This is a genomic window from Microbacterium sp. MM2322, assembly GCF_964186585.1.
In the GTDB taxonomy this organism is placed as follows: Bacteria; Actinomycetota; Actinomycetes; order Actinomycetales; family Microbacteriaceae; genus Microbacterium.
The window spans coordinates 738,970-761,820 of record NZ_OZ075067.1 but is presented as its reverse complement, the minus strand read 5'-3'; the positions used below and the strand labels follow the sequence as shown (position 1 = coordinate 761,820).

Annotated in this window: 17 protein-coding genes; 2 read left to right on the top strand and 15 right to left on the bottom strand. The window is 70.9% G+C overall.

From position 1 onward, the window contains the following. Window positions 1-9: 9 nt before the first annotated feature. From ABQ271_RS03710 to gabT, 7 genes are read right to left on the bottom strand one after another with little or no spacing between them, the layout of a single operon-like run. Entirely contained in the window at window positions 10-1,374 is a 1,365-nt protein-coding gene (locus ABQ271_RS03710) for an NAD-dependent succinate-semialdehyde dehydrogenase (RefSeq protein ID WP_349310186.1), read from the bottom strand. 21 nt (window positions 1,375-1,395) lie between these two features. Continuing rightward, window positions 1,396-2,856, bottom strand: coding sequence for an NAD-dependent succinate-semialdehyde dehydrogenase (locus tag ABQ271_RS03705; RefSeq protein ID WP_349310185.1), 1,461 nt, complete (start codon window positions 2,854-2,856; stop codon window positions 1,396-1,398). Next, window positions 2,853-4,418 carry an APC family permease gene (locus ABQ271_RS03700; RefSeq protein ID WP_349310184.1) on the bottom strand — a complete coding sequence of 522 codons (1,566 nt, stop codon included), beginning with the start codon at window positions 4,416-4,418 and terminating at the stop codon, window positions 2,853-2,855. The genes ABQ271_RS03705 and ABQ271_RS03700 overlap by 4 nt, the downstream gene beginning before the upstream one ends. A gap of 17 nt (window positions 4,419-4,435) precedes the next feature. Further along, on the bottom strand, window positions 4,436-5,320 hold the full coding sequence (locus tag ABQ271_RS03695; RefSeq protein WP_349310183.1) for a universal stress protein: 885 nt from the start codon (window positions 5,318-5,320) through the stop codon (window positions 4,436-4,438). After that, window positions 5,317-6,675, bottom strand: a complete 1,359-nt coding sequence (locus tag ABQ271_RS03690; RefSeq protein WP_349310182.1) for an NAD(P)/FAD-dependent oxidoreductase — start codon at window positions 6,673-6,675, stop codon at window positions 5,317-5,319. Before ABQ271_RS03690 ends, ABQ271_RS03695 begins: the two co-directional genes overlap by 4 nt. After that, window positions 6,668-8,149 (bottom strand): amino acid permease, encoded by a 1,482-nt coding sequence (locus tag ABQ271_RS03685; protein WP_349310181.1) that lies wholly within the window; start codon window positions 8,147-8,149, stop codon window positions 6,668-6,670. Before ABQ271_RS03685 ends, ABQ271_RS03690 begins: the two co-directional genes overlap by 8 nt. Window positions 8,150-8,151: 2 nt before the next feature. Further along, entirely contained in the window at window positions 8,152-9,510 is a 1,359-nt protein-coding gene (gabT, locus tag ABQ271_RS03680) for a 4-aminobutyrate--2-oxoglutarate transaminase (protein ID WP_349310180.1), read from the bottom strand. 96 nt (window positions 9,511-9,606) lie between these two features. Between gabT and ABQ271_RS03675 the strand changes: the two genes are divergently transcribed. Further along, window positions 9,607-11,136, top strand: coding sequence for a PucR family transcriptional regulator (locus tag ABQ271_RS03675; protein ID WP_349310179.1), 1,530 nt, complete (start codon window positions 9,607-9,609; stop codon window positions 11,134-11,136). Window positions 11,137-11,182: 46 nt separating this feature from the next. Further along, window positions 11,183-12,982, top strand: a complete 1,800-nt coding sequence (locus ABQ271_RS03670; protein WP_349310178.1) for a sugar-binding domain-containing protein — start codon at window positions 11,183-11,185, stop codon at window positions 12,980-12,982. A 278-nt stretch (window positions 12,983-13,260) separates the two neighbouring features. On the opposite strand, the gene ABQ271_RS03665 is transcribed toward ABQ271_RS03670, so the two are convergent. The 8 genes from ABQ271_RS03665 to pnuC are packed head-to-tail and all read right to left on the bottom strand — an operon-like array spanning window position 13,261 to window position 22,792. Then, window positions 13,261-15,069 (bottom strand): DEAD/DEAH box helicase, encoded by a 1,809-nt coding sequence (locus ABQ271_RS03665; protein WP_349310177.1) that lies wholly within the window; start codon window positions 15,067-15,069, stop codon window positions 13,261-13,263. Window positions 15,070-15,111: 42 nt separating this feature from the next. After that, entirely contained in the window at window positions 15,112-16,461 is a 1,350-nt protein-coding gene (locus tag ABQ271_RS03660) for an AMP-binding protein (protein WP_349310176.1), read from the bottom strand. Beyond that, the gene (locus tag ABQ271_RS03655; RefSeq protein ID WP_349310175.1) at window positions 16,454-17,065 is read right to left on the bottom strand and encodes a phosphohydrolase; all 612 of its coding nucleotides are present in this window, start codon (window positions 17,063-17,065) and stop codon (window positions 16,454-16,456) included. The genes ABQ271_RS03660 and ABQ271_RS03655 overlap by 8 nt, the downstream gene beginning before the upstream one ends. Then, window positions 17,058-18,899, bottom strand: a complete 1,842-nt coding sequence (locus tag ABQ271_RS03650) for a VWA domain-containing protein (protein ID WP_349310174.1) — start codon at window positions 18,897-18,899, stop codon at window positions 17,058-17,060. The genes ABQ271_RS03655 and ABQ271_RS03650 overlap by 8 nt, the downstream gene beginning before the upstream one ends. After that, window positions 18,896-19,534 carry a potassium transporter Kef gene (locus ABQ271_RS03645; protein ID WP_349310173.1) on the bottom strand — a complete coding sequence of 213 codons (639 nt, stop codon included), beginning with the start codon at window positions 19,532-19,534 and terminating at the stop codon, window positions 18,896-18,898. The genes ABQ271_RS03650 and ABQ271_RS03645 overlap by 4 nt, the downstream gene beginning before the upstream one ends. After that, window positions 19,531-21,102 (bottom strand): AAA family ATPase, encoded by a 1,572-nt coding sequence (locus tag ABQ271_RS03640; RefSeq protein WP_349310172.1) that lies wholly within the window; start codon window positions 21,100-21,102, stop codon window positions 19,531-19,533. Before ABQ271_RS03640 ends, ABQ271_RS03645 begins: the two co-directional genes overlap by 4 nt. Window positions 21,103-21,111: 9 nt before the next feature. Then, complete coding sequence (locus ABQ271_RS03635; protein ID WP_349310171.1) at window positions 21,112-22,194, bottom strand: AAA family ATPase; 1,083 nt, start codon at window positions 22,192-22,194, stop codon at window positions 21,112-21,114. Continuing rightward, window positions 22,187-22,792, bottom strand: coding sequence for a nicotinamide riboside transporter PnuC (pnuC, locus tag ABQ271_RS03630; protein WP_349310170.1), 606 nt, complete (start codon window positions 22,790-22,792; stop codon window positions 22,187-22,189). Before pnuC ends, ABQ271_RS03635 begins: the two co-directional genes overlap by 8 nt. Window positions 22,793-22,851 lie beyond the last annotated feature (59 nt).

Genomic DNA, 22,851 nt, shown 5'->3' with positions numbered 1-22,851 from the left:
CCGTGTCGTTCAGCCGATGCGGACGAGCTTCTTGTTGACGAACTCGTCGGCTGCCAGCAGGCCCATCTCGCGCCCCGTACCGCTGCGCTTGATGCCGCCGAAGGGCAGACCCGCCTCGTCGGCGAGGACGAGGTTGACGTAGACCATGCCCGCCTCGATCTGGTCGGCGACACGGATCGCCTGATCGGGGTCGGTCGTGTACACGTACGATCCGAGACCGAACGGGGTGTCGTTGGCGAGGCGGATCGCCTCCTCCTCGCTCGCGACGCGGTAGACGACGCCAGCGGGGCCGAAGAGCTCCTCCCGGTACACGTCCATCTCGGGCGTGACGCCCGTGAGGACGGTCGGGGCGAAGAACGCGCCGTCGCGGGTCCCGCCGGTGACGATCGTCGCGCCCTGGGCGGCGGCATCCTGGATCTGCTTCTCGAGACGCTCTGCCGCAGCGACCGACGACAGCGGACCGAGGACGGTGTCGGAGCTCCACGGGTCACCGACCGATGCCGCCGCCATCTTCGCCGTGAAGGCCTCGACGAACGCGTCGTAGAGACCGTCGATGACGATGAACCGCTTGGCGCCGTTGCAGGACTGGCCCGTGTTGTCGAGACGCGCGTCGACTGCCGCCTGCGCGACCGCATCGAGATCGTCGACCGACAGGACGATGAACGGGTCGGAGCCGCCGAGCTCGAGCGCGACCTTCTTGAGGTTGCGCCCGGCGACCTCGGCGACGGCCGCGCCGGCACGCTCGGATCCGGTCACCGACGCGCCCTGGACCCGGGAGTCGGCGATGACCTCGGCGGCCTGGTCGTTCGTCAGGTAGACGTTCGTGTAGACGCCCGCGGGGAAGCCCGCGTCGCGGTAGAGGTCCTCGATGGCGGCGGCCGACTCGGGGCACTGCGGCGCGTGCTTCAGCAGGATCGTGTTGCCGATCGCGATGTTCGGCGCCGCGAAGCGCGCCACCTGGTAGTACGGGAAGTTCCACGGCATGACACCCAGAAGAACGCCCAGGGGCGCCTTGCGGATGACGGCGGTCCCCTCCCCCTCGATCGGGATCGGCGCGTCGGCCGTGATCTCGTCGATGTGGTCGGCGTAGTACTCCGTGATGTCGGCCGCGAAGTCGACCTCGCCGAGGGCGCCGTCGATCTGCTTGCCCATCTCTCGGACGATGATCTTCGCGAGGTCCTCGCGGCGCTCGCGGTGCAGCGCCGCGACACGGCGCAGCAGGTCGGCGCGCTCGGCGGGGGTCGAGGTCCGACCCCACCCGCGCGCGGCGTCGTCTGCCGTGGCGAGGGCGTGTTCGACCTCGTCGGCGGTGGCGGTCGGGAAGGTCGCGTGGGTCTCGCCTGTGGCGGGGTCGATGACGGCGTAGTCGCTCATGATGCTCCTCAGAAGTTCCGGTCAGGCCGGGATCAGGGTGTACTTCACGTTCAGGTACTCGTGGATGCCTTCGAGGCCGCCTTCGCGACCCATGCCCGACTGCTTCACACCGCCGAAGGGCGCTGCCGCGTTGGAGACGACTCCGACGTTCAGCCCCATCATCCCGGTGTCGAGACGGTCGATCATGCGGTGCCCGCGGGCCAGGTCCTGCGTGAACACGTAGGACACGAGACCGTACTCGGTGTCGTTCGCGAGACGCACGGCCTCGTCCTCGTCGGTGAAGGTGCTGATCGCGAGCACGGGGCCGAAGATCTCCTCGCGGAGGATCGCGCTGCCGGGGACGACGCCCTCGACGACCGTCGGCTCGTAGAACGTGCCGGGGCCCTCGAGCGCGCTGCCGCCCACGAGGATGCGGGCACCGCGCTCGACGGCGTCGCCGACGAGCTGCTGGGCCTTCGCCACCGCGCGGTCGTCGATGAGCGGGCCGATCTGCACACCGTCCTCGGTGCCGCGACCGACGTTCATGTCGCGGACCCGTTCGGCGACACGGCGGGAGAACTCGGCGGCCACCGACTCGTGCACGATGAAGCGGTTCGCCGCCGTGCAGGCCTGGCCGATGTTGCGGAACTTCGCGAGCATCGCGCCGTCGACCGCCTTGTCGAGGTCGGCATCGTCGAACACGACGAAGGGGGCGTTGCCGCCGAGCTCCATCGAGACACGGAGGACACCCTCGGCGGCCTGCGCGATGAGCTTCTGCCCGACGGGGGTCGAGCCCGTGAAGGAGAGCTTCCGGAGCCGCGGGTCGGAGATGATCGGCCCGGAGACGGCGGCCGACGACGCGGTCGTGATGACGTTCACGACGCCGGCGGGCACACCCGCCTCGGTGAGCAGCTGGACGAAGAAGAGCGTCGTCAGCGGCGTGAGTTCAGCGGGCTTGACCACGACGGTGCACCCCGCGGCGAGCGCGGGGGCGATCTTCCGCGTCGCCATCGCGAGCGGGAAGTTCCACGGCGTGATGAAGAAGGACGGACCGACGGGCCGCTGCGAGACGATCATGCGCCCCGTTCCTTCGGGGTTCATGCCGTACCGGCCGGAGATCCGCACCGCCTCCTCGCTGAACCAGCGAAGGAACTCGCCGCCGTAGGCCACCTCGCCGCGGGACTCGGCGAGCGGCTTTCCCATCTCGAGCGTCATGAGGAGGGCGAGGTCCTCCTTGCGGGCCTGGACGAGGTCGAACGCCCGGCGGAGGATCTCGCTCCGCTCGCGCGGTGCGGTCGCCGCCCACGCCTCCTGCGCGGCGACGGCGGCGTCGAGGGCGCGGATGCCGTCGGCCGGGGAGGCGTCCGCGATGCGGCGGATGACTTCGCCCGTCGAGGGATCGAACACGTCGAGGGTTGCGCCGCCCTCGGCATCCGCCCATTCCCCTCCGATGAAGAGCTGGTTCGGGATCTGGGCGAGGAGGTCTGACTCGCGGGAGGTCATCGGATGTTCTCGCTTTCTGCGCGCAGCGTTCGCGCGCTCGGGGGTGCGTCGACGGACAAGGTCTGTCCGCGGAAGAAGGCCGGGGCGACCCGGGCCTGGATGAGCATCAGCACGAGCCCCAGGACGATGATGGCGAGGCCGAGGAAGAACACGATACCGACGCCGAAGATGTCGGCACCGCTCTCGGAGTACTCCGGGTTCGCGGAGTCGATGAGCGTGGTGACGAAGAGCACGGCCAGGATGACACCGCCGATCAGCGGGAACAGGAAGGTGAAGAACACGTTCCGCACCGAGTCGAACCACTGCTTGCGGAAGTACCAGACGCAGGCGAACGCGGTGATGCCGTAGTAGAAGCAGATCATGAGACCGAGGGTGAGGATCGTGTCCCAGAGGGCGTTCTCGCTCACCGCCCGCATGACGGCGTAGAAGGCGGCCGCCACGATCGCGGAGGCGATGGTGGCATACCCGGGGGTGAAGAACCGCGGGCTCACTCGGGCGAACCGCCGGGGCAGCGCGCCGTAGTGCCCCATGGCGAGCAGAGTGCGCGCCGGGCTCACGAACGTCGACTGCAGCGACGACGCCGAGCTCGTGAGGACGGCCAGCGAGACGAGGAATGCCAGCGGGCCGAGGACCGGGCCCGACAGGAAGAAGAACACGTTGTCCTGGATGTCGGCGTTGCCCAGCCCCAACTCGCCCTCGCCGACGCCCGAGTACATGAGCATGGCGATCGCCAGCAGCAGGTAGATCGTCACGATCGCGATCACCGTGATCGTCGCCGATCGGCCGGGCGTGCGCTCGGGATCCTTCGTCTCCTCGTTCATCGTCAGGGTGACGTCCCATCCCCAGAAGATGAAGATCGACAGCGAGAGTCCCGCCGCGAGCGCACTGAACGACGAGATCGCGAACGGGTTGAACCATTCGAGGTCGAACGGCTGATAGTCGAACCCGCCGCCGCTCACCGCGGTCGAGATCGCAGCGATCGCGAAGAACACCAGGACGATGACCTGGAAGCCGACGAGGACGTACTGCAGCTTCTGCGTGGTCTGCATGTCGCGGTACGAGATGAAGGTCGCCCCGGCGATGAACGCCAGGCACACGAGGATGTTCAGCCACGGGATGCCGGCGAGCTCCGCGATGCTCTCATCGCCGGTGATCTGCGAAACGAGCAGGAAGAGGAAGTCGACCGCGACCCCCGCGAGGTTCGAGAGGACGAGCACCGTGGCGACGATCAGCCCCCACCCGGCCATCCATCCGATCCACGGGCCGAAGGCGCGAGATGCCCACGTGAACGACGTGCCGGCATCCGGCATCCGGTTGTTCAGTTCGCGGTAGCCGAAGGCCACCAGCAGCATCGGAATGAATCCGACCAGGATGACGGCCGGGATCTGCGCTCCGACCGCCGATGCCGTCGGACCGATCGCCGCGGTGAACGTATAGGCGGGCGCGATGCAGGAGATGCCGATGACGACGGCGCCGATCAGACCGATCGTCCCCGCGCTGAGACCCTTCTTCGAGAGGCCGCCGTCACTCACGGGTGTCGTCTCGGGTGCGTGCTGGCTCATCGTCGAGCTCCTTCGGGTCAGCGGGACTGTTCGGGGGTGCGGGTGCGAGGCACGACGACCATCGGCACCGGGATTTCGCTGAGGAGCTTCGCAGCGAGGGAACCGAGGAAGAGACGCCGCGGCTGTGCGAGACGGCTCGAGCCGACGAGGATCAGCTCGCCCGGGAGCCAGTCGAGGTGCGCGACGGCATCCTCGATGCTGTCGCCCTTCGCGGTCACGATATCGGCGCGGACCCCGTCGGGGATCGCGGCGAGCACATCGGCGAGCACCTTGTCGGCGTGAGCGGCTCCCGCAAGGCGGATGACGCCCGTGTCGACCGAGGCGGGAAGATCCACCGTCACGAGGGAGACGAGCCGCAGCGAGGCGCCGGTCGCCGAGGCGAGCGCGACGGCCTCCTCGAGGAGGACGTCGGCGCCGGCACGCGTGCCGACGGCGACGGTGAGGCGCGGAACTCCGGCATCCGTCACCCTCTTGCGGGCACCGCGCGGAACGAGGATCACGGGAACGTCGGAGGAGTGCAGCAGCTGGCTCGTCGTCGACCCGAGCCGGTGCCGGCCGCGAGCGCCGCCTTCGGCTGCCCCCACGACCAGGTGAGACGCTCCGAACTCGTCGGCGGCGTCGACGAGGCCCTCGGCGAACGACTCGGCGTACCGGGCGTGCTCACGATGCACGACGCCCGTCTGGACCTTGGCGGCGGCCTCAGCGAGCCAGGTTTCCGCCTGCCCCAGGAGGTAGCGGTCGTACGACGCGTCGGGCGGGGTGATGACGCTCCGCCCCTCGGCCGGAAGGACCAGCACGATGTCGAGTTCCGCTCCGGATGCCGCGGCCAGACCGCTCGCGACCGCCACCGCGTCGCGGCCCGACGTCGTCGCCGTGTACCCGACGACGATGCGCCCGCTCATACCCGGCCGTCTTCCAGGATGTTCCGCGCCGCGAGGCGTCCCATTCGGATCGCACCGTCGACGTGCTGGTAGCCGGCGCCCGCGATGTCGCTGCACGCGAAGTGGATCGGGCCGACGGGGGTGCGCAGGTCCGCCCCGTACCGGTGCAGCCCGCCCATGTCGAAGCTCGCGGCGTAGGCGCCGCGCGTCCACTCCTCGGTGCCCCAGTCGCTCTCGTAGTAGACGACCGTGTCCTTCGCCTCGGGACCGTAGTAGTGCGAGAGCGATTCGAGGATGGCGTCCTTCCGCTCCGCCTCGCTCAGCCGGAACATGTCATCCGCGTTCTGATCCGCGACGAAGGCGACCAGCGTGCCGCGCGGGTCGTCGTGGTTCGTGTTGTCGTATGCCTCGTGGCAGATCTCGTACGGGCTGAACGCCGTGCCCGAGAGTCCCTTGTCGCGCCAGAACGGCGTCTCGTAGACCGCGTGCACCTTGATCACGAACCCCATCGAGATGTGCTGGTGCATCTGGTGCTGCAGCCGCGGCATCGGGGGGACGAAGGAGATCCGGTTGTAGAGCACGGGGGCGAGGGCGAGGATGGCGCTCCGCGCGCGGACGGTCACGCCCTCCGCGTGCGCCGCGACACCGGCATCCGACCATTCGAGCGTCCGGACCGGCCGGTTCAGCAACACGTCGTCGCCGAGGCGCTCGGCGAGCAGCACCGGCACCTGCTGGAGTCCGCCGACGACGCGCTTGTCGAGGATGAAGTCCGCGTCGACCAGGTTCGAGTAGCTGCCGGCACTCGCCGCCATGAGCAGCGACTGCAGGAGCGAGAAGGCGTGCGTGGGCTTCGTGAGCATGGCGGACCCGGTCGCGAAGGCGAGGTTGCGGACAGCCTCGTCGTCGTCGGTCTGCTGGCGCAGCCACGCGTCCCACGTGACGGTGTCCCACTCCTCGGCCTTCGGGTGCGCGTAGGGGCGGTCGGGGTCGATCTCGGCGACCATCGCGTCGAGGCGACGGGTGATCTCGTCGATCGTCCGCTCGGTCTCGGGGCTGACGGGGAACATCTCCCCCGTGAAGCGCGAGGCGGTGCCGTCGGGCCCGACGTAGACGCTGTCGCCTTCGCGGTAGCGGCTGAAGGTGTCGAGGCCGAGCTCGGCGACCGTGTCGATGAGGGCGTCCTGATCGGGCGAGACCCACTGTCCGCCGAGCTCGAGCACGGCGCCGTCGATCACGTCGGTCCAGAGGCGTCCGCCGACGCGCTCGCGCGCCTCGAGGACCGCGACGGAGAGACCGGCCTTGCGCAGTTCGTGCGCCGCGGTGAGTCCGGCGGCGCCGGCTCCGATGATGACGACGTCGCGGGTGATCTCACTCATTCAGTACTCCTTCATTGGAGGGATGCCGGTCGGCGGACGCGTGGTCGGGCCGACGGCGGAGGTTGCGCCGCACGAGCGGCCAGAACACGAGGAGGACGCCGGTCGCGATGAGGCTTGTCCACACCTGGGAGCGTCCCGACTCGGAGGTCAGCATCACGACCACCACGGCAGCGATCGCCGCGACGAGGAGGATGTTCAGCCAGGGGTGGAACCACACCTTCAGCTTCAGCTTCGCGACCTCCTCGGGCGTCATCTTCTGGCGCAGTCGCATCTGCGTGAGGGCGATGAAGACGTAGACGAAGAGGGCGACGAGGCCGGCCGAGTTCATGATGAAGTCGAAGATGCCCGACGCCGGCGCGAGGAAGTTGACGAGCGTGGCGATGAGCCCGCCGATCGTCGAGGCGAGGAGGGCGACGACGGGGACGCCGGTCTTGGACCGCGTGGTCACGGCCTTCGGCGCGAAGCCCTTGTCGGCGAGCGCGGCGAACATGCGAGATGCCGAGTACAGGCCGGAGTTGAGCACCGAGAGCACGGCGGTGAAGATCACCAGCTGCATGATGACGTCGGCGCCGGGGATGCCGAATTTAGCGAGCGCGATCGTGAAGGGCGCGTTGGCGACGTCGGTCGGCACCGGCAGCTCGTCCCACGGGACGACCGCCACGATGACGAGGACCGATCCGACGAAGAAGAGCAGGATGCGCCAGATGATCGTGCTCGTCGCCTGCCGGATGCCCTTGCCGGGGTCGACCGACTCCGCCGCGGCCATGACGGCGATCTCGGTTCCGAAGTAGGAGAAGATCACGAGCGCGACGCCCGTGAACGCGACGCCGATGCCGTTGGGCGCGAACCCGCCGTGCTCCCACAGGTTGGGCACCGAGAACGTCGCGTTCGGCCAGAGGCCGAGGGCGAACAGCAGGCCGGCACCGAGGAACACCACGATGGCGATGACCTTGATGCTCGCCAGCCAGAACTCGACCTCACCGAAGGTGCGGACCGAAATGAGGTTCGTTCCGACGAAGATCGCGATCAGGATGAGCGACCACGCCCAAGACGGCACCGCGGGGAACCAGGTCTGCATCGTCTCGCCGCCGAGGACCGCCTCGTAGGCGAGCACGCCGACCCAGAAGTACCAGTACAGCCAGCCCACGAGGTAGGCCGCCCAGTCGCCGAGCCCGACGCGGGCGTACTCCATGAACGACCCGATCGCAGGACGGGATGCCGCCATCTCGCCCAGCATGCGCATGGCGAGGAAGACGAGCAGTCCGCCCACGAGATAGGACAGGACGGCGGCCGGGCCGACGGTGCGGATGACGTTGCCGGACCCGACGAACAGGCTCGCACCGATGATCCCGCCGAGCGTGATCATCGTCACGTGACGCGAACGGAGCTTGTTCGAGCGCGCCTTCGTGACCGCACCGAGCCCCGCCGAGGTCTCGGGCGAGACGGGGTTGGACCAATCCTTCGACGCCGCCATGATCAGGCCTTCCCCAGCGCCTCTGCAAGCACGTCGAGGCCTTCCCTCAGCAGGTCGTCCCCGATCGACAGCGGGGGCAGGAAACGGATCACGTTGCCGTAGGTGCCGCAGGTCAGGACGATGACGCCCGCCGCTATGCACGCCTTCGCGACCGCGCCCGTGAGCGCCGCATCCGGTGCTCCGGTGGTCGGGTCGACGAACTCCGCCGCGATCATCGCGCCGCGACCGCGCACCTCGCCGATGCGGGGGTCGGATGCCGCGATCTCCCGCAGACGCGCTGTCAGCAGGGCCTCGATCTCCTGAGCTCGCTCGATGAGGCCGTCGTTCTCGAACGCGTCCATCGCCGCGAGCGCCGCCGCGCAGGCGACGGGGTTGCCGCCGTACGTGCCGCCGAGGCCACCGGTGTGCGTGGCGTCCATGATGTCGGCGCGTCCCGTGACCGCGGCCAAGGGCATGCCTCCCGCGATGCCCTTGGCGGTGGTGATCAGGTCGGGGACGATCCCGAAGTGCTCGCTCGCGAACATGGCTCCGGTGCGGGCGAACCCGGACTGCACCTCGTCGGCGATGAAGACGACGTCGTTGGCACGGCACCACTCGACGACTGCGGGGAGGAAGCCGTCGGCGGGGACGACGAAGCCGCCCTCGCCCTGGATGGGTTCGATGATGACGGCGGCCAGGTTGTCGGCACCGACCTGCTTCTCGATCATCGAGATGGCGCGGGCCGCGGCATCCTGTCCGGAAAGGCCGTCGCGGAACGGGTAGGACGCGGGCACGCGGTAGACCTCGGCGGCGAAGGGTCCGAAGCCGCTCTTGTAGGGCATCGACTTGGCCGTGAGGGCCATCGTGAGGTTGGTGCGGCCGTGGTAGGCGTGGTCGAAGGCGACGACGGCCTGCTTGCCCGTGAACTTGCGGGCGATCTTGACGGCGTTTTCGACTGCTTCGGCGCCCGAGTTGAAGAGGGCGCTCTTCTTGGCGTGGTCGCCGGGGGTGAGGCGGTTGAGCGTCTCGGCGACCTCGACGTACGACTCGTACGGCGAGATCATGAAGCAGGTGTGGGTGAGCTGCGCAGCCTGCGCGGCGATCGCCTCGACGACCTTCGGGTGGGCGTTGCCGACCGTCGTGACGGCGATGCCGGAGCCGAGATCGATGAGCGAGTTGCCGTCGGCGTCGACGACGACGCCGCCGCCGGCAGCGACGGCCGCGATGGGCACGGTGTGCCCGACGCCCGCAGCGACCGCGTCGGCCTTGCGTGCGAGGATCTCCTGCGATCGGGGTCCGGGGATCGCGGTCTCGAGGCGGCGCTCCTGTGGGAGGGACGGTCCGCCGAGGGGCGTGGTCACGGGTGCGGTCGAGGTAGTCATGCGGCGAGCGTAGGGGCGCACGGGCGTGCGGTCACTCGCCGAGGCGTCTATTCTCAGCTCAGCGCTGTACAGCGCGTACAACAGAGAGGAGCGGGTGTGGTCACACGGGATGCCGGCCCCACCCTTCGCGCGCTCCTCGGCCGGCGCGAACTGCAGCTGCGCCTCGACGGCGAGGAAGCGGATCTGCCGCCGGCTGCGCTCGACCGCCCGACGCGCTGGGTGCACAGTTCCGATCTCGATGACCCCACCCCGTTCCTCGCCGAGGACCTCGTGCTCCTCACGACGGGGACGCAGTTCCCCGCGGGAGCGCGGTACCCCTTCGAGACCTACGTGAAGCGGCTCGTCGACCGCGGGGTCGCGGCCCTGGGTTTCGGGACCGAGGTGGTGCGCGACGGCATCCCGCCGGGCCTGGCCGCAGCGTGCCGCAGCGCGCACCTGCCGCTGTTCGAGGTGCCGTACAGCACGCCGTTCATCGCCGTCGCCCGCGCGAACGCCGAAGCCGTCGCCGCGCAGGCCTACGCGCGGCGCAGTTGGGCGCTGTCGGCGCAGCGGGCGATCGCGCTCGCAGCCCTCCGCCCCGACGGGCTGGACGCCACGATCGCCGAACTCGCCCGACAGCTCGACACGTGGGTGGGGATGTACGACGCGGCCGGCGAGCTCGTCCGCGAACACCCCTCCGGCACCCTGTCCGCCGACGCGGCTGCCGTGCTGCGCGCCGAAGTGGACGCGGTCCTCCGCCGCGGCGCGCGGGCCGGATCGTCTCTTCGCTCCGACACCGATGCGTTCACGCTGCAGACCCTCGGGCGCGGCGGCAGTCTCCACGGCGTCGTCGCCATCGCCGCGGGCGAGCTCGACCAGGCGGGTCGCGACGTCGTGACCGCCGTCATCGCGATGGCCGGCCTCGCGCTCGAACAGCATCAGCGGCTCTCGCGCGCCCGCACGGTGCTCCGCTCGGGGATGGTGCGCTCGCTCCTCACCGGCGACCCGTCGCTCGCCCGGCAGATCTCCCGCGACGTGTGGGGTCCGTTGCCTCCCGCGCCGATCGTCGTCGCGGTGGCGGATGCCGGTGGCCCCCGCACGGGCGCTCTCCTCGACGTGCTCGAGCTCCGCGCCGACGAGCGACACGGCGCCCTCGTCTACGGCACGCTCGACGACGACGTCGTGATCGTGGTGCCGGCCTCCGCCGCCACGATGCTCGACGAGATCCCGGCCCGGTTCGCCCTGCGGCTCGGCGTGTCTGAGCCGGCGGGCTACGCCGACGTCGCCCACGCCCTCGGACAGGCCCGCGCGGCGCGCGACCGCGCTGCGGCGCCGGGGGTCTCGCACTTCGCGGAGGTGCAGACCGGCGGCATCCTGTCGGCCCTGTCGTCGGGGGATGCCGCGATGGTCGCCGCCGCGCACCTCGCCCCGCTCCGGGCACACGACCGTGAGACGGGCGGGCGCCTCGAAGAGACGCTGCGGGCGTGGCTCGAGGCGGACGGCTCGAATGAGCGAGCAGCGGCGGCGCTCGGCGTGCACCGGCACACCGTGCGGACCCGGCTCGCCGCCGCCGAGAAGGCGCTCGGCACCGACCTCGGGTCGTTCGCCGCGCGGGCCGAACTCTGGGCGGCGTTCCGCCTCGAGTGAGTCGGGGGTGTTCGCGGATGCGGTCAGGTCGGGCATGCTGGTGCGCATGACCGACGATGACGTCGCCTTCCGCGCGAGCACGCAGGACGGCTCCTACCCTCGACCGCAGCTCGTCCGCCCCGCGTGGGCGGATCTCTCCGGAACGTGGGGGTTCGCATTCGACGACGAGGATGCCGGGGCTCGCCTCGGCTGGGAGCGCACCGGCATCCGCTCGGATCGGATCGTCGTCCCCTTCCCACCCGAGTCGACCGCGTCGGGAATCGGCGACACCGCGCCGCACCGCGTGCTCTGGTACTCCCGCGACCTCACCGACGACGACCTCGACGCCGCGGGGCACGCGAACGGCCGACGCCTGATCCTGCACTTCGGCGCGGTCGACTACCGCTCTGAGGTGTGGGTCGGCGGCCGGTCGGTGGGGCGCCACGAGGGCGGTCACACACCGTTCGCGCTCGACATCACCTCGGCCGTCGCCGCGGGCGACCGCACCGTCGTGGTCCGCGTGGAGGATGACCCGACCGACATCTCGCAGCCCCGTGGCAAGCAGGACTGGCGGGATCACCCGCACGCCATCTGGTACCACCGGACGTCCGGGATCTGGCAGCCCGTGTGGCTCGAGAGCGTGCCCGATGTGCACGTCAGCGCGATCCGCTGGACGGCCGACCCGCGACGGGGAACCGTGACCCTCGACCTCGAACTGTCGGGCGCGCCGTCAGCAGGGACGGAGGTCGAGGTCGACCTGGCCTACGAGGGTGCCCGACTCGCCCACGCCGTGGTGACCGCGGGCTCGCGCGAGTCGACCATCGTCCTCCCCGTCGCGGAGCTCGCGAACGGGCAGTCCTACGAGGAACTCCTCTGGTCGCCCGAGAGCCCGCGGCTCATCGACGCCGAGGTGCGAGTGGGTGACGACGTCGTGCATTCCTACCTCGGCCTCCGCACCGCCCACGTCGCCCGCGGGCGGTTCTGGCTGAACGACCGCCCCTACTACCTGCGCTCCGTGCTGAATCAGGGCTACTGGCCCGAGTCGCACCTCGCCGCGCCGTCGGCGGGGGCGCTCCGCGATGAGGTCGAGCTCATCCGTTCGCTGGGGTTCACCGCAACCCGCGTGCATCAGAAGTTCGAGGATCCGCGCTTCCTCCTGGCTGCCGACCAGCTCGGCCTGCTGGTCTGGGGAGAAGCGCCCGGCACCTACACGTTCACGCAGACCGCCATCGAGCGCACGACGCGCGAGTGGCTCGAGGTCGTCCGCCGCGATATGTCGCATCCGTCGATCGTCACGTGGGTGCCGATCAACGAGAGCTGGGGCGTGCAGCACATCGCCACCGACCCGCGGATGCAGCATTTCGCCCGCGCGCTCGTCTCGCTGACGAAGGCCCTCGACCCGACGAGACCGGTGGTCTCGAACGACGGGTGGGAGCAGGTCGACACCGACATCGTCGCGATCCACGACTACGAGTGGCGCCCCGATGTCGTGCAGGAGCGATACGCGACGGATGCCGGCATCCGTCACCTCATCGACACGGTCGGCCCCGGCGGGCGAACCCTCATCGTCAGCGGCGACGTCTCGGATGCGCCGGTGATGCTCACCGAGTTCGGCGGCATCTCGTTCGACACGTCGGCGGCCGAGGGAGCGTGGGGGTACTCGTCGGCGACCTCTCCGGAGGATTTCGCCGAGCGTTTCGAGGGGCTCATGGCGGCCGTCCACGCGAGCGATGCTCTCGCGGGCTTCTGCTACACGCAGTTGGCCGACACCCTGCAGGAGACGAACGGCCTCGTCACAGCCGACCGCACGCCGAAGATCCCGGTCGATCGCATCCGCGCGGCGATCACGGGGACCCATACGAGCTGACGGCCGGCGGCGTCGGATGCAAGGGATCCGCGACGACACGCCGCCGGACCGGTCCGTCGCGCGGCGTGTCGGCCAGGATCCATTGCATCCGCGCGCGGTCAGCCGCGGCATCCGCCCGCGGTCAGCCGCGGCATCCGCCCGCCACGGATGCCGCGGTCGGGGGTGGCGACGTCGGTCCGCCGTGCGCCCCGAGAAACGGAATCCGGGCCGGGACTCGGTGATGTGCACCGTGTCTCGGCCCGGATCGCGTTTATCGACGTGGGGTCTCGTGCTCGAGGTCAGTCGCGGCCGTGGCGGGGCTTGCGCTCAGGACGGTCGTCGAACGAACGCTTCGGTCGGTCGTCGAACGAGCGCTGCGGGCGCTCGCCACCGGGACGGCCGCGGTCGGGACGGATCTCGATCAGCTGACCCGAGATGCGGGTGCCGCTGAGGCGGTCGAGGACCGAGGCATCCATCGACGTCGGCAGTTCGACGAGCGAGAAGTCGGGCCGGATCGTGATGGCACCGAAGTCGTCGCGGCCGAGGCCGCCCTCGTTCGCCAGCGCACCGACGATCTGGCGCGGCTCGACGCGGTGACGACGGCCCACGGCGATGCGGTAGGTCGTGAAGTCGCCGCGGCTGCGGCGCTCGCGCGACCCGCCGTCGGCGCGCTCGGGGCGGCTGCTGCCCTTGTCGTTGCTGCGGGTACCGCGCTGCGCGTCGGCGGCGAGCGCCTTCGCGAGCTGGTCGCTGGCGGGGTCGAGCAGCAGCGGCGTCTCGCCCTGCGCGACGACGGCGAGGGCTGCGGCGACGTCCTGCTCGGGCACGTCGTGGTTGCGCACGTAGTGGGCGATGACATCGCGGAAGCCGTTGATCCGGTCGGTCTCGCCCAGGGCCGCGGTGATCGCATCGTCGAAGCGCGCGAGGCGGGTCGAGTTGATGTCCTCGGTCGTCGGCAGCTGCATCTGCGTGGGAGCCTGACGGGTGGCGCGCTCGATGTGCGCGAGCAGGTAGCGCTCGCGCGGCGTCACGAAGCTGATCGCGTCGCCCTTGCGGCCGGCGCGACCCGTGCGGCCGATGCGGTGCACGTACGACTCGGTGTCGGTGGGGATGTCGAAGTTCACGACGTGGCTGATGCGCTCCACGTCGAGACCGCGGGCGGCGACGTCGGTCGCAACCAGGATGTCGAGCTTGCCGTCCTTGAGCTGCGAGATCGACCGCTCTCGCTGGGGCTGCGGGATGTCGCCGTTGATCGGCGCCGCGCTGAACCCGCGGGCGCGGAGCTTCTCGGCGAGCGTCTCGGTCTCGTTCTTCGTGCGGACGAAGATGATCATCCCGTCGAAGTCTTCGACTTCGAGGATGCGGGTGAGTGCGTCGACCTTCTGCTGGTACGACACGATCAGGTACCGCTGCGTGATGTTGACGTTCGTCGACGTCTTGGTCTTGACGGTGATCTCTTCCGGGTCGCGCAGGTACTGCTGCGCGAGGCGGCGGATCGAGGGCGGCATGGTCGCGGAGAACAGGGCGACCTGCTTCTCGGCGGGCGTCTTCGCGAGGATCTGCTCGACGTCTTCGGCGAAGCCCATCTTCAGCATCTCGTCGGCCTCGTCGAGGACGAGGTTCTTGAGCTGCGAGAGGTCGAGCGTGCCCTTCTCGAGGTGGTCCATGATGCGGCCGGGCGTGCCGACGACGATGTGCACGCCGCGACGGAGGGCCGACAGCTGCACGCCGTAGCCCTGGCCGCCGTAGACGGGGAGGACGTGGACGCCCTTCATGCGGGCGGCGTAGGACTCGAACGCCTCGCACACCTGGAGCGCGAGCTCACGGGTGGGGGCGAGCACGAGGGCCTGCGGGGTCTTCTGGCTCAGGTCCAGGTTCTCCATGATGGGCAGGGCGAAGGCGGCGGTCTTGCCGGTACCGGTCTGCGCCATGCCGACGACATCGCGGCCGCCGAGAAGGACGGGGATCGTCGCGGCCTGGATCGCGGAGGGCGTCTCGTAGCCGAGGTCCTTGATGGCGGCGAGGACGGGACCGGTCAAGCCGAGTTCATCGAAGCCGGGGAGGGCGGGGGTTTCAGCGGATTCGGTCGGGGTCTGGGGGTCACTCACCTATCCACCGTAGTGGAGTGGGCTGGGAAGCACCCGGTCCGCTCAGCCGGCGGCGCTGCGGTAGCGTCGCGGCTTGCCCTCGCCGAGGTCGATGAGCCGCTCGTGTCGCGTCACGTCGGTGGGCTGATCGAGCAGCGACCGGAGCGCGCGCTCGACGGCCTCGGCATCCCCGCCGACGACCTGCGCGTCGACGCTGCCGTCGGCGGCCTGAGCGACGCTCCACCCCCGCGCGCCGTGCGATTGGAGCTGTTGCGTGAGGTCGACGCACGGCACCCGCCGGCCGTCCGCGGCGAGGAACACCGTGTTCTCCCGGCCTTCGAGGTCGGCGATCCCGAGGCCGTCGTCCGCCAGCCGGACGAGACGGCCGATGTCTCCCGTGCGGTACCGGACGAGCGGCAGCAGCGGGTTCTCCCCCGCCGTCACGGTGATCTCGCCCACCTCACCTTCCGGGAGGGCATCGCCGGCGGGGTCGAGGATCTCGACGTGCACCCGCCGATCGAGCACGCGGAACGGCCCGTCGTCGGTGCGGACGGCGATCTGGCGCGTCTCGTGCAGACCGTAGACGTCGAAGACGGGGCATCCGAACGCGTCCTCGAGGTCGGCCCGGAGGGGCGCCGACAGCGCCATGGCGCTGGAGAAGAGCGCGAGCGGACGCACCGCCCCACGAAGATCGGGGCTCAACAGCTCGGCGAGGCTCGTCGGGTGGCCCGAGATGACCTGGGGGTCGGCATCCCGCAGGAAGGCGGCGCGGTCCGACGGTGTCCGCCACGCCCCGGTGTCGAGGTTGAGGCGCGCCATCGCTCGGTGCGCGAACCCGCTCACCAGCGAGACGTACGTGAACGCTTGACGCTGGAAGACGACGGATGCCACGGCGAACCGCTCGTCGTCGGGAACCCAGTCGATCCCCTGCGCCCGCACCAGCGACACCATCAGATGAAACCCGCGGGCGACCTCCTCGACGTCGTCGGGGATGAGGAGTGCAGCACCGGTCGAGCCGGAGCTCGTGCCGTGCAGCATCCGGTCGAGGTCGGCGTCGAGGGGGACGAACGAGGCGAGGTCGTCGACGAGGTGCTGCCGTGTGATCGGCGGGAAGTCCGAGAGAGTCGGGAGGGCGCCGAGCTCTCGGTACGCGAGCAGGTTCCGCGCCGTGGCGAGGTGCTCCTCGAGCCAATCTTCCGTCGACAGCGGCACCCGGGTGCGTTCGATCATCTCGGCCGTCAGCCGGTCGCCGGTCGCGTGCACCCAGTCGGGGGCGGTGGGATGCCGGCGCCACCGGTCGAGGCGTGCGGCACCGGCGGCATCCATCGTCGGCCAGCGTTCTGGGTCCGTCAGGACCGCCGCCGAACCCGGGGCGTACTCGGCGAGGGCGAGACCGTCGTCGGGGTCACTCACTCGAGTACCTCGCCGCGGCCTCCTTCGCGCGGGCCTCGGCGAGGCGGCGGGCGATCTCGTCGCGGTGCCGGTGCGCGGCGTAGGCCTGCGCGAGCGCGGCGTTGCGGCGGAGCGAGTCTCGCGCGTCGAGGAGGCTGCGGGCGGTGTCGACGTCCTCGCCGGCGGGCCGCATCCCCGCCCAGAGGAGGAACGTGCGGACGGCCTCCTCCCGGCGCTCGTCGTCCGACAACCATTCCCACGGGTCGACGACGGGCGCGAGCCGGAGCGCCAGCGCGTCGACCGCACGTCCCGCACCCGCCGCCGCGGCGATCGACGGGGAGAACGCCTCGACGAGGTCCTCGCTCGCCAGGACCCACAGCCCCACGGCAGCGCCGCGCCGGACACGATCGTCGGCCTCGTGGTCGACGGCGAGGAGCCGGGAACGGAGGACGTCACCGGCGAGCGCGGCGATCGAGACGCGCGGGTCGAGGAAGGACCGAGGCACGCTCGCCAGCCGTGCCGCGACGGCGGCGAGCGGCGGACCGGGGACGGTCGCCCGCCAGGCGAGTTCCTCGGGCGGAGCGGATGCCGACCACGCCGACAGCAGTGCGTCGGATTCAGCCATGCAGGACCTCCGCCAGTCGGGCGCACGCGGCGGGCGCCTCATCCATCGTCTTCACGTGCAGGACGTCGTATCCCGCGGCGGCAGCCTGGGCGTCGACACGGTCGGAGCGCACCGAGAGCAGGAGCGTCGCGGTCGTCAGCAGCGGACGGACCCGCGCCGCCACACCGGCGAACGCATCGTTGCCGTCTCCGAACATCGACACCAGGCCGTCGTCCGAGAGGACGAGGAGGTGCCGTCGCTCGTCGGGGAGCGGCGGGCGGAGGTCGGCGTAGCGCCGCTCGAGAAGGTCGAGCGGGAACGTCGTCCCGCCGCCGAAGTAGCAGGCGAGATCGCGCACGACACCAGGGACGGTGCGCTGGAAGTCCTCGGAGCCGGCGACCTGGCCCGCTCCCGAGAAGCTCGTGACCCGCACTCGACCACCGCCTCGCAGCACCGACAGCGCCACGATCATTCCGGCGAGCACGGCGGACGACCCTCGCTCCGGGCGCGGCATCGACCCGGACGAGTCGATGAAGACGTCGAGCGTGATGCTGGCCTCGCGGGGTATCGGTTCGTCAGGCAAAAAAGAGCGTCGACGCGTCGTGACCCCGGGGAGAACCGTTGCACCGGCCTGCAGGGTCGCCGGCCAATCGAGGTCGGCGAGGTCGTCGCCCGCCTCCCACAGCTCCAGCGGGCCGGGCAGGTCGGGCGCGGGGACCGCGGGCATCAGCTGCGTCAACGGACGCACCCAGGGCGCCGCCTCGGCGCGGTACCACGCGGCGATGACCTCGTCGGGATCGCTCGCGCCGTAGAGCGCGAGCGTCTGCGCGAGCCCCAGAGCCTGGCCGCGACCCTCGCCGCTGCCGGTCGCGGGTGCGACCGCCCCGGGCCCGCTCGAGCTGGGATGCGCGGGGAGCACTTCGTGGAGCCTTCGGTCGGAGAGGATGCGGCCGAGCTCCTCCGCGCTCGCGGGCGCGTCGTCGGCGGCGCAGCCCGCTCCGTTGCCGCTCTGCGGGCGAGCGGATCGTTGCCGCTCGACGAGGTACGGGGCCGTCAGCACGCCGAACCGCAGTGCCCCGAGCACCGGGTCGCCCGCGAACGCGCGCACGACCGCGGCGATCTGGTCGGCATCCACTTCTGGTCGGGTCGTGATGACGCCCGCGAGTTCCGCGGCGATGCGTTCGCGCTCCCGGCGCGCATCGCGCAAGGCCCGCTCCTTCTCGCGGTGCTTCTCGGGGATGCTGTCGAGCGGCGGCTCCGACTCGGCCCCGCGGGCCGCCGGCGGAGCAGGCGGGGGCGGACTGGTCGGGCAGAGGCGTCCGGCGGGAAGACCCCAGATCAGTTCGAAGGTGCGCAGGTACACCCACCAGAGGCGATCCGCGCTCTCGGGCGCAGACAGCGTCGCCTGCACGAGACGCACGATCCCGACCGGCTCCGCGTCACCCCGGCGCCGCTGCAGCAGAGCGACGCGGGCGTTGACGAGCAGATCGGTCCAGAGGTTCGACAGCAGACCGAGGTCGTCGCTCGAAACCGGGTCCGCGCCGGCCGCGGCGAGCGTGCGAGCGAGCTGATGCCGGATCTTCAGCGCATCGATCCGGGTCGCCGGTGCCAGGACGTGATGACCGATCTCGTGCGCGAACATGCTCTCGGCCTCGCGCTCCACGCCCCAGGTGCGGAGCATCTGCGGGTCGACGGTCACCGATGGCGGGAACGAGAACCAGGCGGCGGTGCCCTTCGCCGCCCCTTCGCCGGGAGCGAGGCGCACATCGCGCAGGTGCACGCCCCAGAGTTCGAGCGCGCTCTCCCACGCGTGCCGCGTCTCACCCTCGAGCGGCGTCGTCGCCACAGCATTCACGCGGCATCCCTCACGTGGACCCACGCCAGGTAGGAGTCCGGGAAGCAGATGACGGATGCCGCTCCCCCGGGTCCCGCCTCGGGAGGCTCGTCGAGCGGGCGGATCCGCGCCCCCCACACGTCGGCGTCGAGCCGCCACCACTCCTCACCCGTCCGGATGCCGAAGGCGCCCGGATCGGCGAGCGCGACCGACTCCGCGGGTGGTGCGACCCACACGCCGCCGAGGCCGACGAATCCGCCGACGGCGCAGACGTACCCGCGGGATGCCGCCCGCCCCGGCCACCAGAACCGATCCCCGCGCTGCGCCTCGAGGAACGCGTCGAGGTCCGCTCGATCCAGCCCGAGCGCGGCGGCCGCGGCATCCGGATGCGTCTGCGACAGGCCGTCGAGGCGGCGGAGGGCGTCGTCGCGGAAGGCGAGGGCACCCGCCCGCCACGCGGCGATGCCGGCGAGGTCGACGGCGTCCGTGTCGGGAGCCTCCGCGACTCCCGCGGCGAACGACGCCGCGAACACGCGCGGGTCACCGCCCGCCGAGTCGACGTTGCGGCCCGCGAGGTCGAGGTCGATTCCCTCCACCCGCGGCGGCGACGCGGGCGCTGTCGGCGCGGCGGCGAGGTGCCCGGGTCGCTTGATCACGCGCGCCGCTCCGCCCACCGGACGTAGGCCGTGTAGCGCTGGTGCAGGTACTTGAGCGTCACGAGGTCATCGAAGTCGCGCCCGTACAGCTTGCCGGTGGCCGCGATCGCACGGATCCGCGCCTCGATCTCGGTGAGACGGCGCGAGGCGTCGATCGCGCTGACCCCGTCGAGACCGCGGTCGAGGTCGGCGAGCAGGTCGCGGACGGGGTCGTGCTGCCCGCGGCCGAGGGCGTCGAACTGGCGGCAGGACTCCGCGAACATGTCGCTGAGCCAGCTCGACACGTCGGTCGCGAGCTCCCGCTCCGCACCCACGTCGAACCGCGGATGCGTCGGGTTCGGCAGGAGCTTGCCGCGGAGGACGAACGGCAGGATCGCGGCGACGTCGGCGATCTCGACCGCCGCCCGGCCGCGGAACCACGCCATCGCCTTGGCGTAGAGGATGAGCGTCTGCAGCGCCCGCACCGACAGACCGTTCGTCGTCTGGGCGCCGAGGTCGGCGGTGAGGTCGGCTCCGGAGTTGGACTCGATGACCTCGGGTACGCGTCCGCCCGCCGTCGTCACGGTGTCCTTCGTCCGGTACTCGAACCGGCGCCCGCCGCCCTGGACGAACTCGAAGTGGCTGAAGAAGAACTCGAGGCGGCGACGCACGGCATCCGGAACAGGCACGGCTCTGACCGCAGCCCGCATCCGCGTCTGCTCGTCGCCGTCGAAGATGAGTTCCTCCGGAACGTGCTCCTCGGGCTTCTCCCCCGCCTCGACGCGGGCGACGAGCTCATCGAAGAACCGGCTGTTGAACCCCGCCGCCGGGACGGTCACGTCCATGCGGTCCCGGAGGGCCTGGATCACCGGGAATGTCCCGCCGCCGGCGTCGTCGTTGGCGGTGAAGAACCAGCTCTCGACACCCGAGGCCGGCGCGGTGCGGCGCATCTGGTCGTGACTCTCGACGTACCCCTCGGCGACCATCGTGAGAAGCGCCGACTGCGTCTTGGTGGGGATGCGGTTGTACTCGTCGACGATCTTCACGGGCCGGGAGAGCCAGTCCCGCCAGGCGATGCCGATCTCGGCGAGCGACCCCGCCTGCACGAGGTCGCGGGGCAACGGGATGCCGACCAAGTCGCTGATCGTGAGCTGGGGCTGGCCCTGCTGCACCCCGCGACGGACCTCCTCCGCGGTGGAGCCGGCGAGCACGCCCATAAGGACCGCGACCGTCGTCTTGCCGCGACCGGGACCGCCGATGAGCAGGCACTTGCCGCCGACGACGAACGACAGGAGCGGGAGGAGGATGTTCGAGGAGAAGGACGGCTGCGTGGGCAGCGTGATCTCCGCCCCGGCATCCCCCACGCCGAAGCGCAACGGGTCGCCGTCGGAGAACTCGATGTCGTAGTACGGCGAGATGACCGCGCGGTTGACGATCCAGTAGTACGCGCGGCGGGCCTTCTCGTCGAGCGCCGGGGCGTCGGTGCGGCCCGGTGCGCGGAAGAGGTCGTCGGCCGTGAGAGGCGCCACCCCGGCATCCGCTGCGGTCGTCGTGGGTGATTCCGAGAGCTTGTGCCAGCGGTCCGCCATCGCGCCAGCCTAACGGGACGCGTCGCTCCCCCGGCGACCACGCAGGGCCTCCTGCTCGGCGAGCGGACGCCCTTCGAGAGGCGCCGCGAACGACGTCGCGCGCGCCGTCGCGTCGCGGACGGCGGGAAGCGCCGCGGCGACCCGCTCGGCGACCGAGCCGCGCACCTCCAGCCACGGCACCGGCTGCTCGGCGAGCACCTCGCGGAAGCGGCGCTGCATCGCGTGGCGGATGTGCTCGCCGTCGCGCATGCCGTCCTGTACGAACGGGATCTCGTCGCCGGTCAGCACGTACAGCGCCGGCCGGTGGCCGTCCGCCCGACGACGGATGCCGGGGGCCGGAGACCCCACGTAGCGCTCGTGCCACAGCGCGGTGGCGAGCACGTCGGTGTCGCAGACGAGCACCGGCGTCGGGACGCGGCGGAGGGCGGCATCCTCCATCGCGATCTGCCGGTCGACGACCAGATCGAACTCGTCGCTGCGCCACGGGGCGTCGAGGCCGCCGACGCGGATCTCGGAGTACTCGCGGCCGTACTCGGGCACCCAGATCGTGCCGAGCTCCGCGGCGAGCGCCTCGGCCAGGGTGGTGGAGCCCGTGGATTCGGCACCGAGCACGACGATGCGCGCCGCGAGCGACGCTCGGGCGGCCGGGGCGAGTTCGTGCCAATGCGCAGCGACGTCGGCGCGGATCTGGGTTCCGGAGATCGAGTTGTGCCGGCGCCCCGGATCGACCTGCACCCAGGTCGCGCCGAGGCGACGAGCGAGTTCCTCGCCGTACGGATCGGAGGTGAAGACCGCGTCCGCGGGTGCGTCCAGGAGCCCGGCGATGGTCGCGGTGTGCGCGTCCCACGCGGTCTCGGATGCGAAGTCCACGGGGGTGTCGTCGAGGAGGTCGACGACCCGCGCCGTCGGGTGCTCCTCACGGATCCACGCGGCCCTCTCCGCGAGCGGGATCGATTCGACCGAGGCGGCGATAACCTCGACGGTCACCCGCTCGCACTGCCGGACGGCGGAGCGGATGAGGTGGGCGTGACCGGCGTGGAGGGGGTAGAACTTCCCCACCACGACGCCGTGCCGGAACCGCGTGTCAGACACGCGTGGCCGCGACCTCGTCAGGAGCCGACGTCCGCTCGACGCGCCGCCAGCCGACGTACCCGCCGACGCAGAGCCCGATGAACAGGACGTAGAGCGCCGCGACGATCCAGAGCCCCGTCACGATCGACAGGGCGACGAAGGCGATGTCGACCCCGATCCAGACGAACCAGTTCTCGATCCACTTGCGGTTGAGCATGTACTGGGCGACGAGGCTCGCCGCGGTGGTCGCGGCATCCGCCAGCGCAACCTGCGAGTCCGTGAACGTCGCCAAGAACCAGGCGAGGACGGCCGTCCCGCCGATCCCGGCGACGACGAGCCACGGGATGACGCGACGCGGCGTCCGCGCGACGTATCCCTTGTCCTGCTCGACGCCGCGCGCCCAGCGAACCCAGCCGTGGACGCCCAGCACGAGGTAGACGACCTGCAGCGCGGCGGCGGCGTACAGGCCGGCGGGCACGAAGACGGCCAGGAAGACGATGTTGTTCGCGATGCCGAGGGGGTAGGTCCAGATGTTCCGGCGAGCGGCGAGGAGCACGCACGCGGCCCCCGTCGCGAATCCGACGATCTGCATCCATTCGGCCAGGATCCACTCGAGCACACGACGAGCCTAGGTGCGTCGCGGGGCGGTCCCGACCATGCGGGCGCCCGCGGACGTAT

Excerpts from the sequence above, each read along its gene's own strand:
- ABQ271_RS03710 (WP_349310186.1), bottom strand. The coding sequence starts at position 1,374 with ATGAGCGACTACGCCGTCATCGACCCCGCCACAGGCGAGACCCACGCG.
- ABQ271_RS03705 (WP_349310185.1), bottom strand. The coding sequence starts at position 2,856 with ATGACCTCCCGCGAGTCAGACCTCCTCGCCCAGATCCCGAACCAGCTC.
- ABQ271_RS03700 (WP_349310184.1), bottom strand. The coding sequence starts at position 4,418 with ATGAGCCAGCACGCACCCGAGACGACACCCGTGAGTGACGGCGGCCTC.
- ABQ271_RS03695 (WP_349310183.1), bottom strand. The coding sequence starts at position 5,320 with ATGAGCGGGCGCATCGTCGTCGGGTACACGGCGACGACGTCGGGCCGC.
- ABQ271_RS03690 (WP_349310182.1), bottom strand. The coding sequence starts at position 6,675 with ATGAGTGAGATCACCCGCGACGTCGTCATCATCGGAGCCGGCGCCGCC.
- ABQ271_RS03685 (WP_349310181.1), bottom strand. The coding sequence starts at position 8,149 with ATGGCGGCGTCGAAGGATTGGTCCAACCCCGTCTCGCCCGAGACCTCG.
- gabT (WP_349310180.1), bottom strand. The coding sequence starts at position 9,510 with ATGACTACCTCGACCGCACCCGTGACCACGCCCCTCGGCGGACCGTCC.
- ABQ271_RS03670 (WP_349310178.1), top strand. The coding sequence starts at position 11,183 with ATGACCGACGATGACGTCGCCTTCCGCGCGAGCACGCAGGACGGCTCC.
- ABQ271_RS03655 (WP_349310175.1), bottom strand. The coding sequence starts at position 17,065 with ATGGCTGAATCCGACGCACTGCTGTCGGCGTGGTCGGCATCCGCTCCG.
- ABQ271_RS03640 (WP_349310172.1), bottom strand. The coding sequence starts at position 21,102 with ATGGCGGACCGCTGGCACAAGCTCTCGGAATCACCCACGACGACCGCA.